Raw genomic sequence first — 23673 nt, 5'->3', positions numbered from 1 at the left:
TAGGTTATTTCACTTAGTTGGGTAGTCAAATAGTGGTATGCGTTATATTTAGCTAATAATACTGTGTGTACTAACTTTGTGAATCGCATTCTAAATGATAATCGTTTTTATTTCTAGGTGTATTTACAATAATGTAAGTTTATCTTCTCATGGTATTAGGGTGTATCCTCATCTCAAAATAGCGACACGCCCTAGCTCTCAAACAACTTATCTAGCTGATTATTACGATACGCCTCAAAAAATATCTGAAACTTCACCTCATCTTCTTTGTGCTTTTTTTGGCAATCTGGTAATAGCTGCTGCGCGACATCAACAGGCAGTATAAACACGCCATCATTATCCATCATAGCGATATCGCCTGAACGGATCATCGTTGTCTGCTCACCAAAGCGATAGGCAATATCGGATGCTAGCGTGCCTTGTATGTGATCGCTTTTAAAGGTGGTCACAGCACTGATACCTTGTGCAAATACAGGAAATCCCAATTGTTGAATCTGTAGCGAATCAGTCGCCTGTCCAATAACAATGACCGCAGACAGTTTCTCGTAGATAGCGGCGCAAGTGCGTAGTGCTCCCCAACATGCTTTCACGCCCAATATCTGAGCATCAATACATAACACATCATTTGGCGCTGCTTGAATCAATGCCTGATTGATCACATCCGTGTTGTCCGAGGTTAGTTGCACCGTCAACACTCGGCCGACTATAGTAGCCGTGCATGAATTCAGTGCTTTGATATCTGGTAAATACCCCTTTTCCGTCAGATGACCAATGGTAGAGGTACCTATCTCTTTATAACTGTTTATAAGGTCGCGAATATCAATATCATTCATTATGTTCTCATTATGGTATTTCATAATTTTACCCACTATTCTTGACACGCTTGAATGGATTGATTGTTTTACTTTCTCCGGCGGGCATACTGCCATGAGGATCAGAGCCACGGGCAATCACAGGCAATAGCAATGTCTTATGCGGGTAATGTGAACTGTTCAATAGCTCATTACGAATAACCTGACGCTGATCGTCATCAAAATCGATAGTAACCAAGGATTCCTCGATACTTATCATTGCCTTGTGCCACAGCGTATCTTCATTAATATGATAGTGCTCAACCAATGACTCGATAATCGCTCGGATGTTAACTAATAACCCTAGCGACTGTAGATAGAATATCAGTGCTTGCGGCGTCTCTCGATATAGACGGTTTTTAAAATCTGGTGGGCTTAAATACTCAGGATCTGCTATTTGATGACGTGCCAGCCATGGTAGATGGATACGTACGGAGTCATGGTCACGCAATAATAGACTGGTAAAACGATTGTCTTTTAATACGATAACAATATTTTGCCCGTGCATCTCAGGCGCAAACCCTAGGCGTAGACAGCGCAGCATCGTCCCCAAAAATACATCACAAAGATTCTTAAAGCACGCTATGACAGCAAGTTTTTTATTCTGTAGCGCGCCTTCGATGCTATCTTGAGCACTGTTTTGGCTACTATTCTGGGTAGTACTATGAATACCCTCCTGAACAATCCCGTCAAAAATATGATGGCTAACACCTTGCTTGTAGACCAACATACCCAAGCTTGCCATGGGTAACAGTTGAATCGCATCGTCACACAGATCTGCTGGTAATTGGCGTAGCATCGCGCCTAAATGCGTGGGTTTTTCTTGATAAAAATAGGGATTGATAGCGCTTTTATCATGCAAATGAGACGGAGACATATAGCCCCACCATAGGCGCTCATCCCATAACCGTAGCTGTGCTGATAGTACAGGGTCTAACGTTCTTGCCTGCATCAATATGGCTTGGTTTTTTTCACTATTGATCAGCTTGAGGGCTGGCAAGTAGCGCTTTGAGTTTAGTGCGTATACACCTATAGGCAGCTTAATGCTATTTGGCGTATCAGCATCAATTAACATACTGCGCATGGATGAGCTGGCATAAGTGATAAGCGCTTCAAAAGTCAGGGCGACAACTGTGCCACTGGCAAGATCGTCGGCATACATGTCATCAACCACATGAATCATTTGCCAAGGGTGTACGGGCATCGCAATGTGCGTGTCTGCAATACCTTTGTCATCTAGCTCTCGCATCAAACTCTGCTGCTGCGTAGTATCCAAAAGATAAGACGCTGGATTTTGTATTGTCATGTCTTTAACATGCTCTGCCACCATGACATGGCTTTTGGCGATGGCGACCCATACCAGCTTGATAGGCTGATTAAACTCTGCCATATAACATTGGTATTCTGTTGCCGTAAATCCTAACTTACCTTTTGCCAGTGGATGAAACGGACGATCCATCAGTGATGCCCACTGCTCCGCTGCAATCAAGGTTTGATGCCAATGCGGATACTGACAAACTGCCGTTGTGATATTTGCCAGTGATGACTGTTGCTGCGCTATAAATGAAACCTCTAAGCTCTCTTTTAGCTTTAAGACACCAACGTCAGATAAGCTGGCACTATTCATCATTAATAAAAAGATATCTAACAACTGCTGTGCTGAGCTTACTGGCTCTAGCAGAGCGCTGTTCACATGATGGCTATTATTAAGGATGCTCTTAAGATTGCTGTTAAGACTGGCATTGACGTTATGTATGACAGGCAGACAAGATTTAGACAGTCGCCACGGTGACGCGTAAGCAGGCTCGACCAGTAGTAATAACTGTCTATCTTGGTCAACTTGCATCACCATTAACGTGTTGTCTTGGTCAAAAAAATCTTGATACTGCTGTGGTAGCGACTCTAAAAATTGAGACTCTAAAAATTGATGCGCGTATTGAGCTTGAGTCGTCTGATGGTTTTCTAAATACTCAGCGGTGGTTGTTACCTGAATATAGCGCTTTTCCACCCACTGCTCTAATAGAAAGCACTCTACCAAATGGCTAATCGAAGACCATTGTATGGCCTCGATATCTGGTTCAGGATTTACATTAAGGTGGTTGTTTTGCACAGAATTTTGCACAGGAAATAATGTATGCATCGTCTTACCCCTGACTTTTAAACAATGGGTTGTTGATATATTTAATTGGGAATGCTTTATCTCCGAATAATCGGCGCTTAGCCAATGACTCAATGCGCGTTTGTTCAGCGAATACATCAAACAAGTCAAACCGTATTTGATGCTCTGGATGAGAGGTTTGGTAGTCAGTCACGCAGTCAGCAACCTGTTGCCAAAACGCCACTTCAGCATAGTTATGATGCGTCTGCATAAAAATCGCAATATCTGACAACGCCACAAAAAACAAGCAAGCAACCGTCATATCCCGAATGCCATCGGTATCTTCGGTCTCGATGAATGAGCCTCTATTTAAGGCTGCATGTGCAGGTGGCAAGCTATAAAAATTTGGACGCAAGTGTTGTTGGGTTAAGTGCTCAGGTGAATAGCGAACCCCGTCATGCAAGTCTTTTAACAAGACTTTTATGGGATAGCCGTTTTCATGTACCAAGACGATGTTTTGCGCATGGCACTCTAATGCCACACCATAACCAAACAGGATATGTAATAAAGGGGTGACAGTGACCTTAATTAACTGCGCAATCCATGTTTCTACGCCATATTTATCAAGCCAAGGTGCTATTAAATGCGAGCCATCAGCATTGATATAACTGACACCATTTAGCGGAAATGCGGTTTGACCTTTTGATAGATACTGGTTCACGTTTTCTCGCCAAATAGCAGCTAGCCCGCCATACATATTTGGATGCTGGTAGCCACGTGTGCGTAGCGCCTCATGGTCTAGACTAACGCCAACGGTCTCACCTAAAAACGCAATGGGTAATGCTTGGGCAGTCTTGTCATCTGCAATCAGTTGATTTAACCAAGTGGTGACAACAGCCGCATTCATCACGGTATGCTTTGCTAGTATTCGCGTGCTTGAGGTATTAATCAGATGCATACTCAGCTTTAAGTAAGCTTTATTATTACTAACGTCAGTATCACCATTTACATTGTCATCAGCATTACCAAGCATCGTCAGTGAGCGAATAGACTGCTGAGCGCGGTACTGATGACCTGCACTACCTAAGTAGATAACTTCTTGCGTGGCAAGCAGTGGCTGTAATACTTGAATTAAGGTGTTTTGCCATTGCCAAGGATGCGCAGGTATTAAGCAATAATTATTAGCCGTCTCGTCTACTTCATGACTAGCCGTACCTTCGTTTGGCTCGTTTATGATTGCAAGCACTTCTGTGAGTTTGGCATTAAGTGCATCGAATTCATCAGCACCCACATAATCTTTCACCCATTCATTTATATCGATACCAGTAGTGGTATTGCTCACCAGTAGCTCTTTTTTGACCGCCAACCACACTACGTCGATGTTCTGATCAAATTCCGGCCCATAGTTATAGTTGTCTTGTAAATCAAAACCGATACGAGACTTAAAACACGGGTGATAAGGATGCCCTGCCGTCAAATAGCCTTCGAGTTGCTCATAAGTGAGCGTATCAATAGGCATAGGTATATTAGAAGCCAGTATCTGAGACTGTGTTTCGTTCACTAAGGTATGGCGCAGCTCTTTGATAAAACTGTCTTTGAGTTCTGCACCCTCAATGTTGAGCAAGATATCACTGATTACATGTTCAAGAATGGCGTCTTGGGCAACACCATTAACCACTCGCTGCACATTTAACTCATTTAAGCGGATGATGTCAAAACTATAATGAATATGGCCTTGCGCGGTATAACTGATATCATCACCTGCTTTGATAACAAAATTCAGCAGCGTCTCGTTACTAGCACTGTCATTAGCGTTGTTCGCACTTTTAGATTCAAAATCAATGATATTTTCATATAGTAATGCTTGTAGCAATTGCTTGATCACCCGTTGCTCAGCGCGTGCTATGATTTTAGAATTAACAGGTGCTTGCCACGGTTTAGTTGCATAAGTGACATTTGCACTATTATTATTTTTGGTAGAGTTTGTTAGATGATTGGACATAGATATAAGCTTCCTGTCTGAAAATTGAATCAAGTAAAAGTATGAATTTAGATGCGTGTAAAGCGAATGATAATTATTTACGTTAATAAGTTAAAGTAAACCCCGATACGGGGTGTTTGTTTATGGGGATCGTGGTAATTTGCACGCTGAAGGAATCGTGAATAATAAAATCACCGCGATGACCACCAGTATTTCTTGGATCGCGCTTGCCATGCCGTCACTACTACCTGCTGCTAATAACTGCGCACTTCGACTGCCTATATAAAGGGTCGACAGCGTGATAAATATGGTAGAGATAATTCGGCGACTGATGTTATTAAGTGCAGCTCCCTCAGTGACAGAGTCTTTTGGTAAGCTGCTAAATCCAACGGTCGTGGTTGGTAGGTATGCTAGACCCACTCCGATACCTCGCATACTCATAATCAACATTAATAGCCAAAGCGTGGGCTGATACAAGCACCATGCCAGCATCAAAGTAGATAGCGCACTAATCGCAATTCCTACGATACCAATCCCTCTGGCACCTTGCTTATCTACCATCTTGCCAGCGTAATGGGTGGTGACACTGGCTACAAGCGTCGCGACCATCAGGACAATGCCTGTCCATAAAGCACTCTCGCCCATCACATCTTGTATCAACACGGGTAATAGTAAGAGACACAGCATCAAACCGACTGTTTGAGTAATGCTAATGATATTACTGTGCAAATAGGTTTTATTGTTAAATAAGCGCACGTTTAATAATGGATATTTCTGCCGCCGCTCATATGCCCACCAAGCCATCGCGGACAGTAAAAATCCGACAGACAATAAACCTAAAGTGGCTATCTTTAATAAGCCATCACTGCTTAGTAGCCGGCCAGTGAAGTCTATCTTCAGCGTGCTCAGCCAAACCATCATCGCAAGCAGCCAAATAAGCAAACTGACAAACCCGATGGTATCGAAAGGGCTTTTTTTATCATGTGAGCGTATGTCAGGTATCAATCGCCACACCAACGCCATGACCGCTGCACTGAGTGGCAAGGTAATGGCAAACAGTGTCCACCACGCAAACTGCTCAACCAAGTAAGCACCGACCAAAGGGCCAAACGCCAACGACATCATAATAACAATGCCCCATAGTGCCATTACTCTACCGTGCTGCTGCTGCGGATAGATCTGATATAGCATACCAATAGACAGCGGGATAATCAGACCGCCACTCAGTCCTTGTATGGCTCTGGCAAAGATGACAAAGCTCATGCTAGACGCCAGCATGCCAATGACTGAGCCCAGCATAAATCCAAAAATTGCCGCCAAATAAACATGCTTAAAAGGAAACTTTTTGTTTAAGTAGCCACTCAGCATCAGCCCCACACTCATGGCTAAAACATAAGCATTTAACACCCAGCCGCCCATCACGATATCGACATCAAACACCGACATAAAAACAGGAATGGCTGGGTTAAGCGCACTATTACTAAAGCTGACAACCGTACCGCCGAGCAGTAGTGTCAGTAACACCTGCTGTACTTGTTTGTTGCTCAAGCCATCACTACTACTCTGAGAGGCTTCGTTTATAGGAGAGTCATTTGTAGAGGCTTTATTTATAGGGGCGTTGCTCATTAAGCAACGGCACCATAAAAGCTGAGATAACCTCTAGATTCTAGAAACTCATCGCGATTGCAAAAATACAATGAGGCGGTTTTTTCTGGCATCTCAATCAGACGTTGCACTCTATAAGCGAAGCTATCAGCAATCCATTGATATACCTCAACCTTACTATCCGGCTCGACTACGATTTTTTTGGCCTCAGTATGCTCAAATATAAACTTGCTGATCATCATGCCTGTTGGCTTGAGATAGCCTTTGCCAACCACCGCTGGATCGCCAAGCAAAATATGCCAGCCCATGTCCGTCTCTTTGGCTTTGTAATACTGAGACAACCGGTCACGAGCCGTTTCATAAATCTCTGTATAGCCAATCGGCTTATCATCACAAAGTATAAGGTAGAGACGCTGATGATCGTCGGCTAGCATTTTTTCAAAATGTGTTTTTAGCTGCGGCATCGGGAGATGTAGCTGCCACTGATCGACCACATGCTCAGCATGCATCCATTTATACAGCAATGGCATATCATCTGGGTATTTGACAGGTCTCAACGCAAACGTCTTTTGATAAGCTTCAATGCTAAACGTATCGGGTAGGTTTTGGGTGATAGTCGGCATGACTGACTCCTGATTGTTATACAGTTATATTGTTATGTGATTAATAGGATTTTTATGAAATACAAGTCTTATAAAACATTACGCGCCAAAATTTTGAAACACTTTTAAGGCATCGGTATCGTAAGTCTGTTCACCCGTTAATTGATTGACGATACACCCTGCTCGATAAGCCCCCAACCCCAAGTCTGGTGCGCCAACGCCATGGGTATGCACTTCCTGGTTTTGTACAAAAATTTTGCCATCAGTCGCATTATCTTTTTGATCTGTTAGCACATACTTCAGTGCATAGTCTCTATCAATGACTGGCTGATCAAACGCATCATGCGCGATGGCAGGCAGTATCGTTTTTAAACACGCAGGCAGACCGTAACGATAGCCTGTACCAGCAATCACACAGTCATACTCAGCAGTAAAATCTTGATTCTGTTCACGCTGTCTACCTACCAGTTTTATGGTGTCTGTCGGTTCTGGATCTTCTAGCATTGTTATCAGAGTAGCCTCAACCACTTCACAGTTGGATAGCAACGTCGAATACAAATCTTGATTAGTAATACTGCGCTCATAGAGGCGGTGGTAAATATCGCGTATGGTCTCAAAGCCCATGCCTTTATAGAGCAGGTCTTGCTTGGCAGTAACTTGTGGCTTGGTTGCTGAGTCTAAATGATAAAAGTAATCTGTATAAGCCGGGCTAAAATGCTCTAAACCTAATGGCGAGTACTCCATGGGGAAAAATCCTGCCGAGCGCGTCATCCAATCTAGCTGAAACTTAGGGTCATCATTAGTACTATCATCGCCATCAAACTGCTGATCAAACAGCGTTCGATACACCTCTGCTGAGGACTGCCCAGATCCCAACACCAATATTTTGGTCAGCTTGTTGTCGGTCTTGGTGCTATTCAGATCAAGGCTACTAGCATTGAGGCTGTCCAAATCAAAATTATCTGCAAAATGGGCGGTATGCATACAGCGGTTAGGCGCTTGTTTGGCAATGTCTTGCAACGATGGTGGTAGCGTGGCCTGTGTGCCCGTTCCTATGACCAGATTTTTAGCATGATAGGTGTTTTGTGTGCCTTGTTCAGAGACTGTCACTACAAATCCATCATTGGTATCGTCAAATGCCACGTCGATCACTGCTGCATCAAAATTCAGACTATCCAACTGCCCTGCTACCCATTGGCAATAGTGGTTGTACTCTTTACGATAAATTTTAAACTCTTCTAAAAAGTAAAACTTGAGCAATCGGTGCTGAGTATGCAAATAATTCAAAAAAGAATACGGACTGGTTGGGTCTATCAATGTCACCAAGTCTGCCATAAAAGGCACTTGTAGTGTGGTGTTTGGCAATATCATGCCTTTATGCCAATTAAACTCAGCCTTTTGCTCAAAAAACTTGGCGGTTACGTCGGTCTTTGTCAGTAATGCCGCCAAACTTAGATTAAACGGCCCTACGCCAATACCAATAATGTCTAACACGGTCGCCCCTTAGTGATTTGGTGGTAGTGATTTGATAGTCACGTTAATTCTGATGCTAGTTCTTGTTGAACCCTAACTTTTATCTTTGCCGTCTCAATATGACGTGCTATGTCATCATAGGGTTTGGGATATCGACATAAATAGACTGGGTCTCAACAGGTGCGGTTAGCTCATCGAGCGCATAGAGTCTGGTGAGTAGATTGCCCTTGAACGGCAATGTAGGGCTACGCAACAACAAGTCAAATAACGAACGATGTGGGTATTGTTGCTCTAACGCCATTAGACATTCTTTAAACGTCGTGATTAATGTCTCCTCACTCACAAGCTGAGTACGAGCAATAGCAGTGATAAGACCAAATATACTGTTGCCAACTAAATAATAGGCAAAGCGTGAGTCGGCAAAGTCTTCTGGAATGACACACTCTCCTTCGCTAATAAGCTCGGGATAAGCGTCAATGAGTGGCGTGGCGTACTCCGCAATATAGCCAAAGCCTTGATTGTCTCTGGCCCAAAATTTAGTAGGATAGCCGTCTTTTAGCTCAATCAGACTGTTTTGCTGATGTACCTCAAACCCAATACCATGCTGATAATACATATGAACCAGCGGTATAAAACCAACTTGCAAATAAGTGTCAAACCATTGGATAGCCACCTGTTCTAAAGGCTCACCTGTCTGTTTATGGATAGACTTAAACAATGTCTCTAAACGGTTCGTAAGACGAGTTGGATGGTCTTGGCTTAAGCTGGCAAGATTGGTGACTTGCGTATCCTCTGTAAAAGGGTTGTCACGTAAGATGCAAATAGTCTCATCAATGATTTTGCCGTCGACACGTAAGGCAATCCAAGCAGGATCATTCAATACCGCAATCGTAGGGTACTCGGTTTTGAGCTGAGTACCATAGTCGCTACGCCAGATTCGGCAGGCATGCATCCCGCGTTTACATTCTTTGGGCAGGTTAATCCGCACCGAATTGGTAATCGCCACAGACAACGACAGTTTAAACATCCAAGGTGCATCAAAGGCCGCTAGCGTGCGTACTGATGTGGTTGGATGCAAATACCAACCGAGCTCGCCCAAGTCAAACAATTGGCCTTGTTCTAGCAGCTTTTGATACCACGGCTGCTGCTGCAAAAACCTTGCTTGCCAAGGGTGCAATGGCAACAGCTTATAGTCAGCATGCTCATCCACAAGTTGCTGTTGATAGCCACTCATATCAGCTTGTAGCTTTGATTTGAGCGCTGTGGTAATACTCTCGCCATCTACGAATTCTTCTGTAATGCAGCTGGGATGCACTAGCCAATAATGCAGCTGGGTTTTGCTACTGGTCTCGGGCGCATACTTCGCCCATTCGGTACCATAAAAACCAGAACGGCCTTTGGGTGTAGGATGCATGGCATGACCGTAAATAAGGTTTTGTTCGGTCTGAATAAAATCTTGCTGATAGTCAACGATGTCATCAATCTCATCATTGCGATGCTCTAAAATAATCTGTAGCCCCTCATAACTCTCAATCCAGCGCTTTAATACGCCATTGGCATCTAGCGTCGCTTTGTCTTTATAACGATGCACGATGTCTTCAATCATCAAAGACGCTAGGCTCATAGCAGAGGATTTTATCCATCGGCTGTTTTGCAAAGGGTCGTCCAGTTGCGTGTCTAATGTTGAGTCTGATCGTATGCTTACCTGCTTATTCAATATAAGCGGCGTGCCCGCCAAACGATGCTGACCCAATTGGCTCACTCTGTCGACAGGAACGACCATTACCGTGTTCGAAGGCAATAGCATTAGCACTAATAGAGGCTTGTTTTGTGAGGCCTGCTTCTGTATATCATCTTGCTGTTCTACGGCAATAATATCGCCGCGCCCAGTCTCAAAACAGTAAGCATTAATTAGATTTTGTAGTGTAAGTCGATCAAGCGTTTTATGCTGCATCATGTTATTTCTTCCCATCAACGTTCAGGTTGTCAGAATTGAGTCGGTTAAAACCAGCAATAGCCATCTGCTCAATGATGTCTGCAATATCATTGATTTGGGTATTGGGATTTAGAATAGTGAATTTAAGGCAAAGGCGCTGCTCAAACTGGGTGGTGGCCACATTGGCGATGTTATTGACCAATAATGCTTGTACAATGTGGCGATTGAGCTGTGCGAGTTGCTCATCAGATAGCGCGGTATCTTTGGGTATAAAGTAAAACAAAACACTGCTGATAATAGGCTCATGTACCAGTACAAAATTTTCATTTGTATCAATCAGCTGTGCCGCTTGCTTAGCAGTATCTAGACAGCTATCAATCAAGGCTGCATAGTCATCCGTTCCCAGTAAGTCCAGCGCCATCCACAGTTTCAAGGCATCGAAACGGCGTGTGGTCTGTAAAGAGTACGTCACCAAGTTTGGGATATTGTCCTGTTCGTCATCAGCAGAGTTTAGATACTCGCTATGATAGCGAATGCTCTCGAAATTCCGATTGTCTCGTAAGAGAAAAGCACCACAGCTAATCGGCAAGAAGAAATGCTTGTGAAAGTCCAAGGTGATAGAGTCAGCTTGATTCAGACCCTCAATCAAGTGTCGATAGCGCTGTGATAATAGCAATGCCCCGCCCCATGCTGCATCGACATGTAGCCATATCTGTGCATCATGGCAAATTTTTCCGATAGCCATTAGAGGATCAATCGCACCCAAGTCGGTGGTGCCAGCCGTTGCGATGATGGCCATCACATTGTCAGCACCCAGCTTATCTATCTGATGTTGTAAGTCAGACATCAGCATGGCACCTGATGTATCAGTCGCTACTTTAATGACAGATTTTTGACCTAGACCTAGTAGCGCCGCATTTTTTTCAATAGAAAAGTGCGCTTGGTCTGAGCATAGAATACTGCCGCTAGACTGACCCACCAGGCCGTCCTTTTGCACATCAACGCCCTTAGCTTTATAGAATTGATTGCGTGCTAGCAATAAACCCATCAGGTTACTTTGCGTACCGCCACTGGTAAAGACACCACCAGCGTTACTGCCTGTTTGTTCATCAAAGAGGGCACCAGAGATGTCATCAAACTGACAACGTTGACATAACCAATTGATTAAGTCTTTTTCGATATAGGTCGCGGCTGGGCTTTGGTTCCACGAGTCCATACTTTGGTTAGTGGCCGCTATAATCATCTCGGCAACCTGTCCGATGACTAACGTCGGCGGATGCAAATGAGCTAAGCAATTCGCATTGGCCGTCGACACACAACTGGGTAAAAACTTACTTTGAATATCAGCGAGTATCGTGTCGATGTCTCGGCCTTTCTCACGGATGCTAAAGGCATTGGTTGCTTGCACTTGTTGCGGTGTGCCGCCCAAATACACGTTATTATCGTCTAGCCACTGTTTGATGACAGCGCTGGTTTTTTGCATATGCGTGACATATTGCTCACTGGTTTGCTGATTTAATAAATGCAAAATATCCTCACCCGTCCTATTCCACGATTGTATAAATCGAAAATAAGTGACTTATTATTAGAGTCGTTATTAGAATTGTTATCAGAGTTTTTTTATAAATGTGTGAATCATGCTAAAGCGCTGGCAAGACTATTGATTGTCTTCTAGCGCCATATCAAGCTTCTGCAAGACTTGCTGCAGCTCATCTTTAGTTATATTGAGTGGCGGCAATAATCGCAGTACTGTGCCACCGCGCCCGCCCTTTTCAATCACCAATCCATGCTTAAAACACGCTTGTTGGATTTTGGCAGCCACATCGCTGTCTGCTGGATAGCTACCATCATTTTGCTTAGGTAGGCTGGGATTGACGATTTCTATGCCAATCATGAGACCACGCCCTCTGACTTGGCCCATTTTTGGATAGCGCTGTTGGCGTATCTTTAGCTGCGCCATAAACCACGCGCCTATTTCTAAAACATAGTCAGCAACGTTGTTGTCTTTTAAGTAATTGAGGGTAGCAAGGCCAGTCGCCATGGCTAATTGATTGCCTCTAAACGTGCCAGAATGATTGCCCGCCTGCCATACATCGTATTGTTTTTTGATACCCAGTACCGCAAGTGGCAGACCACCACCGATTGCTTTTGACATCACAATCATGTCGGGATCAATATCCGCATATTGATAAGCGAACCAACGTCCGGTACGGCAAAACCCCGTTTGTACTTCATCGATAATCAGCATGATGCCTAGCTCTTTTGTCACTCGGCGCACATGCTTCAGCCACTCTATCGGCGCAGGGTTGACACCGCCTTCTCCTTGTATGACTTCCAAAATGACCGCGGCTGGTTTCACCACGCCACTCTCTACATCTTTTAGGAAGTTTTCAAAATAGCGCATATGGGCGTGGATGCTTTGCTCAAAAGGCAAGCCAAACGCGCAGCGATACATATTGGGATAAGGCAAGAACTGTACCGAGCTCATCAGACCTTCGATGCCTTGTTTAGGTGCCAAGTTTCCTGTCACCGCCAGCGCGCCATGCGTCATGCCATGATAGCCACCGCTAAAGCTAACCACACCTGAACGACCAGTGACTTGTTTGGCCAGTTTGATAGCGGCTTCTACCGCATCAGCACCCGTCGGGCCACAAAACTGCAAGCAATACTCATCGCTATTGGTTGCAAGCAGTTTATACATGAACTCGCTGAATTTATCTTTTAACGGTGTGGTGATATCCAATGTATGCATCGGTAGATTGCTGTCTAATAGCGCTTTGATGCTTTCTATGACTACGGGATGATTGTGCCCAAGTGCCAGCGTGCCAGCACCAGATAGGCAATCGATATACTTATTACCCTCTACATCGGTAATCCAAGCGCCTTTAGCTGATTGAATCGCAAAAGGTAGCTTACGTGGATAACTACGAACCTTCGATTCAAATTTTTCTTGACGATGTAAGTAGCATTCGTTATCAAGTGGTTCGTCTAAGAGGATCGTGTCCATAGCTTCAGCCTTGTTATTGTCAGTCGTCTTGGGTAAACATTCAAAAGTAAATTTTGACACTTACTTCTTAAAACACTGTTTTCTTATATTGAATGATAATATAAATGATAATCATTATCTTTAATGCGGTGTAGTATCTACTACCTATGATTTGCTGTCAACCCAATTTATTGGTTTTTCGAGAGGTAAAAATAATAAAGAAAAGTGTTTGGGTGACCATCACAGACCGTCGACCGCTCAGTAACACACAGCCAATGAGCACAGACAGTTCTAAAACCATCTATGCTCGTTTGCTAGTAGCTATCTAAAGACAGCGGCTATCTATTTACTGAGGCTGGCACCTTACGAATGAGCCATAAAAAGTAGCCACCACCAATAATGGCAGCAATCGTACCCGCCGGTAGCTCATAAGGGAAAATAACATAACGACCAATCCAATCTGCTATTACCATCACGCTTGCCCCTAAAAGTGCAGCTAATGGCAATTGTCGTTCAAGCTTGACGGCACCGAGTGAAGTAGCCAAATGTGGCACCATCAAACCAATAAAGCTCAATGGACCAACGGCAAGCGTACTGGCCGTACTAAGCGCTGCCACTAATGCCAATAACGACAAAGTCACTGGAGTAACCGCCACACCTAGATTACGCGCCACACCTGTACCTAGTCCAAGAACGCGCAAAGGCTTAATCAGCAGTAAACTGAGTGAAAATAAGATAGATGCAATACCAATGAGATACCATACCGTACTGGGCTGCGCGCTATAAGTCGTCCCTGACAGCCAGCTGAGCATCGCTTCTAGACGCGGATCTCCTGAGAGCTTGACCATATGCATCACCCCATCCATCATGGCGGCAATGCCTATACCTACTAACAATAAATAACCTGAGCTGACCCTACGTGCTAGCCAAATAATCAATAGCAGCACGGCCATCGCCCCCGACAGCCCTGAAACCAGCAACGTCCCTGCTCCCGCAGATAGCCCTAAACTTGGCAGTAATAAAAACCCTAAAATGACCCCAAGTGCGGCACCCGAACTGACACCCAATACCTCAGGACTGGCCATGGGGTTACGCGTTAAAGTTTGCAGTAGCACGCCTGCAACTGCCAACATCAAACCTGTGGCCGCAGCGCTCAAACTACGAGGCAAGCGGTACTGCTGTGTGAGCGCCCAGTCCGTACTAAGCCCCCAACCATTGATATCTTGTACAAACAGACAAGCAAGCAGGATAAGGGCGAGCACCCCAACACCCCATCGCCAAAATGCAATGGATGTATGCTTACCCGCAAACATAGGCGTCACTGTCTCTATCCGCTCGCGACGCTGACGCAAAATCAGCCAAATAATCAACGGTGCACCCAAGATACCTGTCATGGCACCAGCTGGAATCTGCATATCCAGTATCGGCTCAAGCAGTAACGCGACATTACTGGTCAACAATAACAGCAGCGCTCCCAACCCAAAGGCTGCGGCCAAACGCTTACCAATAGAAGAAATGCCCAGTGCATTGACCAAGCTTGCTGCACCAAGACCAATAAAACCAATCAAGCCAACTTCACTAATTACTAAAGCCGTCACGACTGCGACCACCAATATAACAAGTGCACGAATCCCATTAATAGGCACACCCAGACGTTTTGCTTGGGTGTCATCTAGACTCATCAGCGTTAATGGCTTTAGTAATGTAAGACATACAACCGCCATCAAAATAACAGTGATGACTAGCGCGATACTGGTATGCCAGCTGTTTTGTGCCAAAAACCCAGCCGCCCATGACAGCATTCCATTACTACGCTCAGCAAAAAATAGCACTAGTACATTGGCTACGGCCGCCAGCAAAATATTGACCACCAAACCGGCCAATATCAAAATCAATGGATTAAATCGACTGGGTGCTGATAAGGCAAATACCAGACCCATACTAATGATAGCCCCTACAAAGGCCACGTAAATTCCGCCATAAATAGCTAAGCTTGGCAAAAATAACGTGACGATGAGCATGGCCAACTGTGCACCCACGCCCACACCTAGCGTCGTATCTGATGCTAGTGGGTTTTTTACCAATTGCTGTAATAAAATACTGACCACGCCTAATAGCCCGCCAGCCAACAACGCCACTACGCTGGTTGCCACTATATGTAGCTGTATCGCCATACTGGCAATATCTAATTGCGAGCTTGGTATCAACAAATCACGAAGTGGGAGCGTCCACTGCTGATCTATCAGTACCCAACTACTCCATAACGACAAAGCCGCTAGTCCGATGAGCATGGCCCACAGTCGCCAAGACAAATTGGCAAATAAAGAAGTCTGTGGTTTGGGTTGGTTCGGTGGCTGATTCAGTGGTGATGACTGTTTCAATGACGTTGATGAGGGTTTTGGAACTATTGCTGCTTGAGAGGCTGATGTCATCGTATGAGCACTGTCGTTATGAGAACTGTCGGTGTGGTTATTGATATTATTGCTTTTGTTGTGAGTGTCTACATTGGCGCTCATAGTACTTCCCCGCCTTTTAATGAAACGTCTGACAAGTTATTTGCTAGGCTAACCAATGATGACATCCCACCATAAATCCATACTGGTGGTAGCTCGCCCACACAGCGGGTATTACCATAACCCAGGCGCTGCCAAATTAAGCTGTCATCAATTTCAGCTCTAGTGATTGGGCTCAGCGGGTCGATAATTAATAGACAAGTCTCATCATCTAATTGCGCCAAATCTCCCATCCGTATCGGCACAAATCCCCAATTATTGCCTTTGCCCAATACCACAAGCTCTCTATCCATCTGCTCTAGCGCAGGCTGAAATAGGCTGTTCGCCACATACATACGCATGTTATTGGCATCCGCAAACTGTACCACTGCGAATTTCTTGGCTTTTGGATAACGCTCCTTGAATTGCTGGCTGGCCAGCTGTATGTCTTTCTGACTTTGTACAATATAGTCCTCAGCCATCTTTGGGTTATCGATCAGTACGCCAAGCTCCCGCGTCGGTTCCGTATAGTCAGCCCACGTTGCCGTCTCTCCTTTGGCAGCAAACATCACAGACTCCGCAGGGACATCGCCATATAAATTGCGTGCATGCTCATAAAAATAATTATCTATGACCATATCGACAGGCAGTTGAGCGATTAGCTCAGCGTTGGGCTGATAGCGGATGCCTAAGTCTGTTATCGATGTTGGCAGTTTGGGGCTTCCCACCCATCTGTCCCAAACCCTGACATCACCTGTCGCAATTGGTGCATGCCCCATCGCTGTCAAAGTCGCTGCATTACCCCAGTCAGGAGAAACGATATTCATTCTACCGCTGTGACTGTTTTCTACTTCTGAGGTAGTGGATGTTTGACTATTACAGGCGGTCAATACCAAGCACAATGTGAGGGCGAACCATTTCAATGTTGTCATTACTGATACTGACGTCACTATTGGACGTTTCGATAATTTATCTGTATAAAAAACGGGAGGCATAGAAGCGTATCTTTGTAGGCGAATTAAAAAGAAAGAGCAGAAACCAGACGTTAAGCGACTGCGACAGGCTGTCCAGTAATAGGATGACTGAGTAGCTGCATATCGACATTAAAGATATCGTGTAGCACGGTAGGTTGCATGGTACTGGCGATATCGCCGTTGTGACATATTTGACCATTTTTCAGCGCGATGACTCGATCGGCATATTGCGCGGCCAGATTAATATCATGGATAATAATCACTACGCTTAAGCCTTGCTCATCCACCAAACGACGAATGAGCTGAATGACCTCGATTTGATAATGCATATCAAGCGCAGCAAGTGGCTCATCGAGCAATAAGTAACGGGTATCCTGTGCCAGACACATCGCAAGCCACGCACGAGCGCGCTCACCACCTGATAGCGTGGCAGTAATTCGATCAGCAAACGCTTCGGTTTGAGTCACTTTTAATGCTTGCGCGACTTTGTCTTTATCTATTTGAGTTGGCTTTTGTAGCCATTTTTGATGTGGATAGCGCCCTAGCATGACCAGCTCACGCACCGTGAATCCAGCAGCTTCTGGCAATTGCTGTGGCAGATATGCCATTTGCCGCGCTAACTCCTTACTGCCGTAGTCATTGATACTGTGCTCATCTAATGTGACATTGCCGCTACTACTTGCCATCTCACCTGCTAGCGCTTTGATCAGGGTCGACTTGCCAGACCCATTATGCCCAACCAGAGCCACCAGCTGATTGGTATCAATCTCACAAGTCACGTTGTCTAATAGAGTATTTCCTTGACGGCTGATAGTCAGCTGGTTTGCACGTAGCATATAAGCACTCATTGTTGATAAAAATAATATGTCATAAAAATGATGGTTCATCGACCATCGGTTGTAGACCAATTTTTGACGATCAAACCACAATAAAAATTGATTTTACTCGTAAATGATAACAAAAACAATTATCATTAACCATAAACTCATTCACTTTAATTTCAACGCTCTGTTGATTGCGAGTATTTATATGACCAACCTTCTTTTAGCTACTACAGAAAACACTGATAACCAAAACAGCCAATACACTTCCCTAAACGATCCTGAAATAGCAAGTGTGGTCGCTCATATTAATGAGGAGCACCTCGACGAACTGCTTGGATTTTTGAGTGCATTTACCTCATTATCTACCGCCGAATCGGATCTGGTCGATGCCCAAATAACTGATATTTATGCTGAAGGTATTGCCATACAGGCTTGTCCAAAAGGCGTAGAGAATCAATCAACTGACGCTCAAAATAACTCGCTTCATAACCAGACTTTCTTTATCGCTTTTGCTGCACCTATCTCCCAGCTTGATGATTTGCAAGCCCAATATATCTTGCTAAAACAAAGAGCAGATAAAAAGCTAGGCAAAAAAACAATCAAACTGACCAAGCAAGTATTTGATGTGCAAAGTAGTTATAGAGTCAGCAAAAATATGCTGCGCCTTGAATTGAGCATGCCGTCATTAAATAGTGATACGCCATTAAATAATACCGCTCAGTTAAGTAATGTTAAGGGCGTCACAAGCTCGACGTCAGTACCTACCAACGAAGCGGGTTACGCTTACTTGTTTGATTTAGAACACAATGCAATGACCAACGCATTGATGACTGACAGCACTGATGACAATAAAGCTAATGGCAACAAAGCTGATGACAGTGCAAAGGAAAACATACGCCCTGCACGTCCTCACTGCTATTACACTTTGAGAAAAGCATGGCAAGCTGATGATGGAATACGAGCATGGGTCGATGTTTTTTTACATGGGGATACATCAGGCGGCAACTGGGCAGCAGCACTCCAAGCAGGCGAGACCGTTGTCACAAAACGAGAGTTTCCAGAAAAGGTAGAGCACTTACGAGACGGTCAAGCGGTACTGATTGTCGATGAGACATCAATGCCAACGGCAGCACGACTGCTAGAGCTATGGAACAATCCTACGCCACCATTAGTCGTTTGTGTGACGCAAGATGCAGGCGATCAAAGTTATTTTGATAATGTAAAAATGCGCAGTGGCCTTGATTGCGATACTGAAAGCCGCGAGGATAACCACTTTACCGTACTGCCTATAGTAACCAATCAACCAAACTCGGGAGCAGAGTTAGCCACGCTAATTGACAGTAAATTAGGCGATTATTTGACTGACAATCCTCTACAGATTGATAAAGTCTGGGGAGCGCTAGAAGCGAATACTGCCAAAGCATTGCGTCCATTGCTGAAAGATCGACTTGGGCTAAGTCGCGCAGATGTTGTGGTAAAGGTCTACTGGCGTCACGATTAGTTTAGCCTTATAAAATGAAACTCAAAACCTATCCTATATATAGTGGATGCTACTGGCGCATCCACTATTAATGTTTGCAGCAACGAATGCATGTAGGGTATAGTTTTCATTTTGAACGTTTAATCAATATAAACTATAGTTAGATAGCCTTATCACTAGCATTACCAGTGATAGTCGAGTAGCACTTAGAGACTCACCTCTAATAGACTATCTAACACCAGTGCCAGAATGCACTGTTATTTTTCTAAACCAAGGATGATATATGAAAAAACTTAGGACGCCTGATTCGTATTTTGCTAACTTGCAAGATTACGATTTTGAACCGAACTATTTGATGGTCGATGATACAGAAGGTGGCGAGCTACGCGTACACTACCTTGATGAAGGTCCAAGCGACGCCGACCCTATCTTGTTATTACATGGTGAGCCTTCTTGGTCTTACCTGTACCGCAAAGTCATTCCAATACTAACAGCAGCAGGACACCGCGTTATCGCGCCAGACCTTCCTGGGTTTGGACGTTCAGACAAACCTGCATCACGTACTGACTACACTTATCAGCGCCATGTCGATTGGATGCAATCGGTGCTTGATCAATTGGATTTAAAAAATATTACGCTGTTTTGTCAAGATTGGGGCGGCTTGATCGGCCTACGTTTAGTAGCAGCGCATCCTGATAAATTTGAGCGCGTCGCAGCAGGCAATACGATGCTACCGACTGGGGATCACGATCCTGGTGAAGGTTTTCGCAAGTGGCAGAAGTTCTCTCAGGAGACGCCGCAGTTCAATGTAGCAGGCACCATCAAAAGCGGTACCACAACAACATTGTCTCAAGCCGTACTGGATGCTTACGATGCACCCTTCCCTGATGAGTCCTATAAAGAAGGCGCCAGACAGTTTCCTATCCTAGTGCCCACGACACCAGATGATCCTGCTTCAGAAAACAACCGTGCAGCTTGGGGCGTGCTAAGCAAATGGAACAAGCCATTTATCACACTGTTTAGTGATTCCGACCCCGTAACTGGTGGCGGCGATCGCATCATGCAAAAGCTAATTCCGGGTACCAAAGGTCAAAATCATACGACTATCACTAATGGCGGTCATTTCCTGCAAGAAGACCAAGGCGAAACGTTGGCTGAGCTTCTGCTGAAGTTCATCAATGACAATCCGAAAGCACAGTAATAGATAACAGAAAACCCTGATTGCTAATGTACTAGCAATCAGGGTTTTTAGTAATACTATAATGATTGGTCAACGACAAAATGCGCGAGCTGTCAAAACCAAATCATTAGCATTTAATCAAATTGTATTTTATTAAGTAGTGTCTTATAAAACAGCACCTTATAAAAAGCAACGGCGTGATCGACGCTAAAAAATCCGCTTTTTATACAACTTTACTATACGATATTTTTAAAAATATCATCGATATACTTCTCTACTGCATCATTGTCGTTAGTGACCTGCGCATAAGTCCTGAGACCTATAATTTGAATTTGGAAATAACGCGCCAGCTCAACTGGGTCTTTTTCTGCGCTAATCTCACCGCTATCAATGGCTTGTCCAAAGAGCACAGCAAATGACGCCTCTATACCTTCTAAGATATTCGTTGCATGTGCGAGCAAATCTGGACTATCGTTTTGAGTAAGCTCAGCGACTGTCTTGACGATCATGCACATACCACTAGGCGCAGTAGCACTATTACAGACAATCACCGTATGGATAAAATGTTTTAAGCCATCTAACACTGTGTCTTTTTGCTCAATACAGTCGGCCAATCTCTTGGCACCATCTGCAGCATAGCGATTCAGTGACTCTGTAAATAGTTTATCTTTACTACCAAAAGCTGCATAAATACTACCTGGATGCATATTCACCACATCTTGCAAATTGCGCATTGATGTCGCGTGATAGCCTTTCTCCCAATAGAGATTTTTTGCTTTTTCGATCACATCCTCACGATTGAACTTTATCGGAGCACTCATAATTTTCACCTTAATATCTCTGCCTTAAAATCTATTTTAAGGCAAAGTTTGTAGAATCAACCTTAGTTACTGGTTTTAATCACTTTTTATATTATAAGACTTATTAAGTCTCTTTGCTTCGATTAACTATTTTTATCGATTAACTGTTTTTATCAAAGTTCTGCGGATAAAGCGCGCGTGCAGCAACGTCATCAAACTCAGTTTTGAAATCAATACCTTTAGGAATGTCACGGGTTTTTTGTACCGCTGGACGAGCATTAATACTATCAAACCAGCGCTTTAGATTCGGATAGTTATCCAAGCCGTCTTCGCCTAGCACGACAGTCGCCTTATCAATCCAGCCCCAAGTAGAAATATCAGCGATTGAGTAACTATCACCAACCATATATTCACGGCCTTCTAGATGCGTATCTAGCACTTCATAATGACGCTCGGCCTCACGAAGGTAGCGATTAATCGCATACGGGATTTTCTCTGGCGCTTTATGTCTAAAGTGAACAGATTGACCAGAAAAAGGGCCCAATCCAGATGCCACAAACATTAGCCACGACAGCATCTCGCTACGATCTTCTGGTTGTCCTGCCAGCTTGCCTGTTTTTTCAGAAAGATACATCAAGATTGCCGTAGAATCAAACACGCGTTTGCCGTCATCTTCTAGGGCAGGTGTTTTGCCATTTGGGTTGATAGCACGGTATTCAGATGTATGCTGCTCACCTTTTAGGGTATCTACTGCAACAAGTTCATAAGGCAGCCCAGTTTCTTCAAGAAATAATGCTACTTTCATTGGGTTTGGCGTTTGATGAAAATAAAATTTAAGCATAACTTTATCCTATTATATGAAGACAGTCGTCTGATGACTATCAAATCTAATGACTATACTAATGACTATAAAAGCTGTAATGAGATAACAAAAATAGACGTCGAAATTTGAAGCACATTTTTATTGTCTGATATACACTATAACCACAAATGAACGGTCGTTCAAGTAATGTTATATATTGATATAATAAACACAGTGTCGATATAACTCTGTTCTTATATAGACTTTTTTACTAACAGTCACCCTCAAAACTCATCTAACCATCACACCAATTCAAAGGATTAGAAATGACTACATTGACCGTCATCGCCCATATAACAGCAAAGGACGATAGCATCACTCTCGTAAAAGCTGAGCTCGAAAAACTCATACCAGCTACCCGCAGTGAAGAAGGCTGTATTCGTTATGATTTGTTCCAAGATAATGAAAAACCCTCTCACTTTATGTTTCATGAAAGCTGGGCCACCCGCGAGCTATGGCAAATCCATATGGAAAACCAACATCTAAAAGACTTCTCTGCCGCAACAGAAGGCGCAGTTGAATCATTCGTGCTGCATGAGATGACAGAAGTTAATTAATTTTGTTTCACTCAATCATTTCAATAAGCTTTGTCCGTAATACTAGGGAAAATAACGTTATTAACGCTAACAATCACTTTTTTACCGTTATTTTCTCTTATTACTTACACAGTGTTACCTTCTTAAGATACTGATATTAATAGAATAATATGAATTAATCAGAGGAATGTAATTGATCCATTACAATTTACTTGAACGATTACTCAAATAATTATTGAGCGATTGCTCAATATCATTTATAGTAGTCTCTATTGACTCGCTTACTAAGCAAAGTTGCTAATTTTGAGTAACTACTCAAGCCAATAATTAAATGTAAATCAGCGACTGCTTTTAAGCGAGCATGAAAACTCTAAAACACACTAAATCTCAAACCTATTATTAGGAATTATGTTATGACCGAATTTACTCTACACGATAAAGACACAGCCCCAGCAGAAAGCAAAGACTTACTTGATTCTTCTATCAAAGCATTTGGCATGGTACCTAACCTACACGCCGTGATGGCTGAAGCGCCTGGCTTGCTAGAAGGCTACCAACAGCTACATCAACTGTTTTTAGACAGTAGCTTTGATGATGAAGAAACGACTGTTGTATGGCAAACTATCAATGTTGAACATGCTTGCCATTACTGTGTACCTGCGCATACTGGTATCGCTAAAAGCATGAAAGTAGATGACGCTATCACGGATGCATTACGTGATGAGACGCCACTACCAACTGCACGTCTAGAAGCACTACGTGACTTTACACTTTCTGTCGTACGTAATCGTGGTAACGTTGATGACAGCGCGGTTCAAGCATTTTTAGATGCTGGCTACACTAAGCGTCAGATTCTTGAGGTTATTCTTGGTGCTGCTCAAAAAGTCATGAGCAACTACACGAACCACCTAGCTAATACCCCAGTCGACAAACCATTCCAGAAATTTGAATGGCACAAAGCTGACTAATACGTTTTTCGTCTAACGCTGACAC

General features: G+C 43.8%; 18 protein-coding genes. 4 read left to right on the top strand and 14 right to left on the bottom strand.

Features of this window, described 5'->3' with window-relative positions:
- Positions 1 to 191: 191 nt before the first annotated feature.
- The 12 genes from JMX96_RS04735 to JMX96_RS04680 all read right to left on the bottom strand — a co-directional run bounded on the left by JMX96_RS04735 (position 192) and on the right by JMX96_RS04680 (position 17834).
- Complete coding sequence (locus JMX96_RS04735; RefSeq protein WP_201567652.1) at positions 192 to 833, bottom strand: RraA family protein; 642 nt, start codon at positions 831 to 833, stop codon at positions 192 to 194.
- A gap of 28 nt (positions 834 to 861) precedes the next feature.
- Positions 862 to 2991 (bottom strand): IucA/IucC family protein, encoded by a 2130-nt coding sequence (locus tag JMX96_RS04730; RefSeq protein ID WP_201567651.1) that lies wholly within the window; start codon positions 2989 to 2991, stop codon positions 862 to 864.
- 4 nt (positions 2992 to 2995) lie between these two features.
- Positions 2996 to 4951 carry an IucA/IucC family protein gene (locus JMX96_RS04725; protein ID WP_201567650.1) on the bottom strand — a complete coding sequence of 652 codons (1956 nt, stop codon included), beginning with the start codon at positions 4949 to 4951 and terminating at the stop codon, positions 2996 to 2998.
- 120 nt (positions 4952 to 5071) lie between these two features.
- A complete protein-coding gene (locus JMX96_RS04720) occupies positions 5072 to 6556 on the bottom strand; it encodes an MFS transporter (RefSeq protein ID WP_201567648.1) in 1485 nt (494 codons plus the stop codon).
- Positions 6556 to 7158, bottom strand: a complete 603-nt coding sequence (locus JMX96_RS04715; protein ID WP_201567647.1) for a GNAT family N-acetyltransferase — start codon at positions 7156 to 7158, stop codon at positions 6556 to 6558. Before JMX96_RS04715 ends, JMX96_RS04720 begins: the two co-directional genes overlap by 1 nt.
- A gap of 78 nt (positions 7159 to 7236) precedes the next feature.
- Positions 7237 to 8631, bottom strand: coding sequence for a lysine N(6)-hydroxylase/L-ornithine N(5)-oxygenase family protein (locus JMX96_RS04710; RefSeq protein WP_201567646.1), 1395 nt, complete (start codon positions 8629 to 8631; stop codon positions 7237 to 7239).
- Positions 8632 to 8737: 106 nt separating this feature from the next.
- Positions 8738 to 10567, bottom strand: a complete 1830-nt coding sequence (locus tag JMX96_RS04705) for an IucA/IucC family protein (protein ID WP_201567645.1) — start codon at positions 10565 to 10567, stop codon at positions 8738 to 8740.
- Position 10568: 1 nt separating this feature from the next.
- Positions 10569 to 12074 carry a pyridoxal phosphate-dependent decarboxylase family protein gene (locus JMX96_RS04700; RefSeq protein ID WP_201567644.1) on the bottom strand — a complete coding sequence of 502 codons (1506 nt, stop codon included), beginning with the start codon at positions 12072 to 12074 and terminating at the stop codon, positions 10569 to 10571.
- A 129-nt stretch (positions 12075 to 12203) separates the two neighbouring features.
- Positions 12204 to 13553, bottom strand: a complete 1350-nt coding sequence (locus tag JMX96_RS04695; protein WP_201567643.1) for a diaminobutyrate--2-oxoglutarate transaminase family protein — start codon at positions 13551 to 13553, stop codon at positions 12204 to 12206.
- Positions 13554 to 13870: 317 nt separating this feature from the next.
- Positions 13871 to 16048, bottom strand: a complete 2178-nt coding sequence (gene fhuB, locus JMX96_RS04690) for a Fe(3+)-hydroxamate ABC transporter permease FhuB (RefSeq protein WP_201567642.1) — start codon at positions 16046 to 16048, stop codon at positions 13871 to 13873.
- Positions 16045 to 16956, bottom strand: a complete 912-nt coding sequence (locus JMX96_RS04685; protein ID WP_227676920.1) for an ABC transporter substrate-binding protein — start codon at positions 16954 to 16956, stop codon at positions 16045 to 16047. The genes fhuB and JMX96_RS04685 overlap by 4 nt, the downstream gene beginning before the upstream one ends.
- Positions 16957 to 17069: 113 nt before the next feature.
- Positions 17070 to 17834 carry an ABC transporter ATP-binding protein gene (locus tag JMX96_RS04680; RefSeq protein WP_101205244.1) on the bottom strand — a complete coding sequence of 255 codons (765 nt, stop codon included), beginning with the start codon at positions 17832 to 17834 and terminating at the stop codon, positions 17070 to 17072.
- 193 nt (positions 17835 to 18027) lie between these two features.
- Between JMX96_RS04680 and JMX96_RS04675 the strand changes: the two genes are divergently transcribed.
- The gene (locus JMX96_RS04675) at positions 18028 to 19323 is read left to right on the top strand and encodes a siderophore-interacting protein (RefSeq protein ID WP_201567640.1); all 1296 of its coding nucleotides are present in this window, start codon (positions 18028 to 18030) and stop codon (positions 19321 to 19323) included.
- Between the two features lie 262 nt (positions 19324 to 19585).
- Positions 19586 to 20503 (top strand): haloalkane dehalogenase, encoded by a 918-nt coding sequence (locus JMX96_RS04670; RefSeq protein ID WP_201567639.1) that lies wholly within the window; start codon positions 19586 to 19588, stop codon positions 20501 to 20503.
- A gap of 215 nt (positions 20504 to 20718) precedes the next feature.
- On the opposite strand, the gene JMX96_RS04665 is transcribed toward JMX96_RS04670, so the two are convergent.
- Positions 20719 to 21303 (bottom strand): TetR/AcrR family transcriptional regulator, encoded by a 585-nt coding sequence (locus tag JMX96_RS04665; RefSeq protein ID WP_101205246.1) that lies wholly within the window; start codon positions 21301 to 21303, stop codon positions 20719 to 20721.
- Positions 21304 to 21442: 139 nt separating this feature from the next.
- Positions 21443 to 22123, bottom strand: a complete 681-nt coding sequence (locus JMX96_RS04660; protein WP_201567638.1) for a glutathione S-transferase family protein — start codon at positions 22121 to 22123, stop codon at positions 21443 to 21445.
- A gap of 287 nt (positions 22124 to 22410) precedes the next feature.
- Between JMX96_RS04660 and JMX96_RS04655 the strand changes: the two genes are divergently transcribed.
- Both JMX96_RS04655 and JMX96_RS04650 read left to right on the top strand, forming a co-directional pair.
- A complete protein-coding gene (locus JMX96_RS04655) occupies positions 22411 to 22701 on the top strand; it encodes a putative quinol monooxygenase (protein ID WP_201567637.1) in 291 nt (96 codons plus the stop codon).
- A gap of 392 nt (positions 22702 to 23093) precedes the next feature.
- Positions 23094 to 23648, top strand: a complete 555-nt coding sequence (locus JMX96_RS04650) for a carboxymuconolactone decarboxylase family protein (RefSeq protein ID WP_201567636.1) — start codon at positions 23094 to 23096, stop codon at positions 23646 to 23648.
- Positions 23649 to 23673: the final 25 nt, after the last annotated feature.

Origin of the sequence: Psychrobacter sp. JCM 18900 (genome assembly GCF_904846625.1) — a bacterium.
Taxonomy (GTDB): domain Bacteria; phylum Pseudomonadota; class Gammaproteobacteria; order Pseudomonadales; family Moraxellaceae; genus Psychrobacter.
The sequence above is the reverse complement of the archived record's forward strand: the minus strand, read 5'-3'. Positions and strand labels throughout refer to the sequence as shown.

Excerpts from the sequence above, each read along its gene's own strand:
- JMX96_RS04650 (WP_201567636.1), top strand. The coding sequence starts at position 23,094 with ATGACCGAATTTACTCTACACGATAAAGACACAGCCCCAGCAGAAAGC.
- JMX96_RS04670 (WP_201567639.1), top strand. The coding sequence starts at position 19,586 with ATGAAAAAACTTAGGACGCCTGATTCGTATTTTGCTAACTTGCAAGAT.
- fhuB (WP_201567642.1), bottom strand. The coding sequence starts at position 16,048 with ATGAGCGCCAATGTAGACACTCACAACAAAAGCAATAATATCAATAAC.
- JMX96_RS04720 (WP_201567648.1), bottom strand. The coding sequence starts at position 6,556 with ATGAGCAACGCCCCTATAAATAAAGCCTCTACAAATGACTCTCCTATA.
- JMX96_RS04685 (WP_227676920.1), bottom strand. The coding sequence starts at position 16,956 with ATGACAACATTGAAATGGTTCGCCCTCACATTGTGCTTGGTATTGACC.
- JMX96_RS04655 (WP_201567637.1), top strand. The coding sequence starts at position 22,411 with ATGACTACATTGACCGTCATCGCCCATATAACAGCAAAGGACGATAGC.
- JMX96_RS04680 (WP_101205244.1), bottom strand. The coding sequence starts at position 17,834 with ATGCTACGTGCAAACCAGCTGACTATCAGCCGTCAAGGAAATACTCTA.
- JMX96_RS04675 (WP_201567640.1), top strand. The coding sequence starts at position 18,028 with ATGACCAACCTTCTTTTAGCTACTACAGAAAACACTGATAACCAAAAC.
- JMX96_RS04665 (WP_101205246.1), bottom strand. The coding sequence starts at position 21,303 with ATGAGTGCTCCGATAAAGTTCAATCGTGAGGATGTGATCGAAAAAGCA.
- JMX96_RS04705 (WP_201567645.1), bottom strand. The coding sequence starts at position 10,567 with ATGATGCAGCATAAAACGCTTGATCGACTTACACTACAAAATCTAATT.
- JMX96_RS04735 (WP_201567652.1), bottom strand. The coding sequence starts at position 833 with ATGAATGATATTGATATTCGCGACCTTATAAACAGTTATAAAGAGATA.
- JMX96_RS04715 (WP_201567647.1), bottom strand. The coding sequence starts at position 7,158 with ATGCCGACTATCACCCAAAACCTACCCGATACGTTTAGCATTGAAGCT.
- JMX96_RS04725 (WP_201567650.1), bottom strand. The coding sequence starts at position 4,951 with ATGTCCAATCATCTAACAAACTCTACCAAAAATAATAATAGTGCAAAT.
- JMX96_RS04730 (WP_201567651.1), bottom strand. The coding sequence starts at position 2,991 with ATGCATACATTATTTCCTGTGCAAAATTCTGTGCAAAACAACCACCTT.
- JMX96_RS04695 (WP_201567643.1), bottom strand. The coding sequence starts at position 13,553 with ATGGACACGATCCTCTTAGACGAACCACTTGATAACGAATGCTACTTA.
- JMX96_RS04660 (WP_201567638.1), bottom strand. The coding sequence starts at position 22,123 with ATGCTTAAATTTTATTTTCATCAAACGCCAAACCCAATGAAAGTAGCA.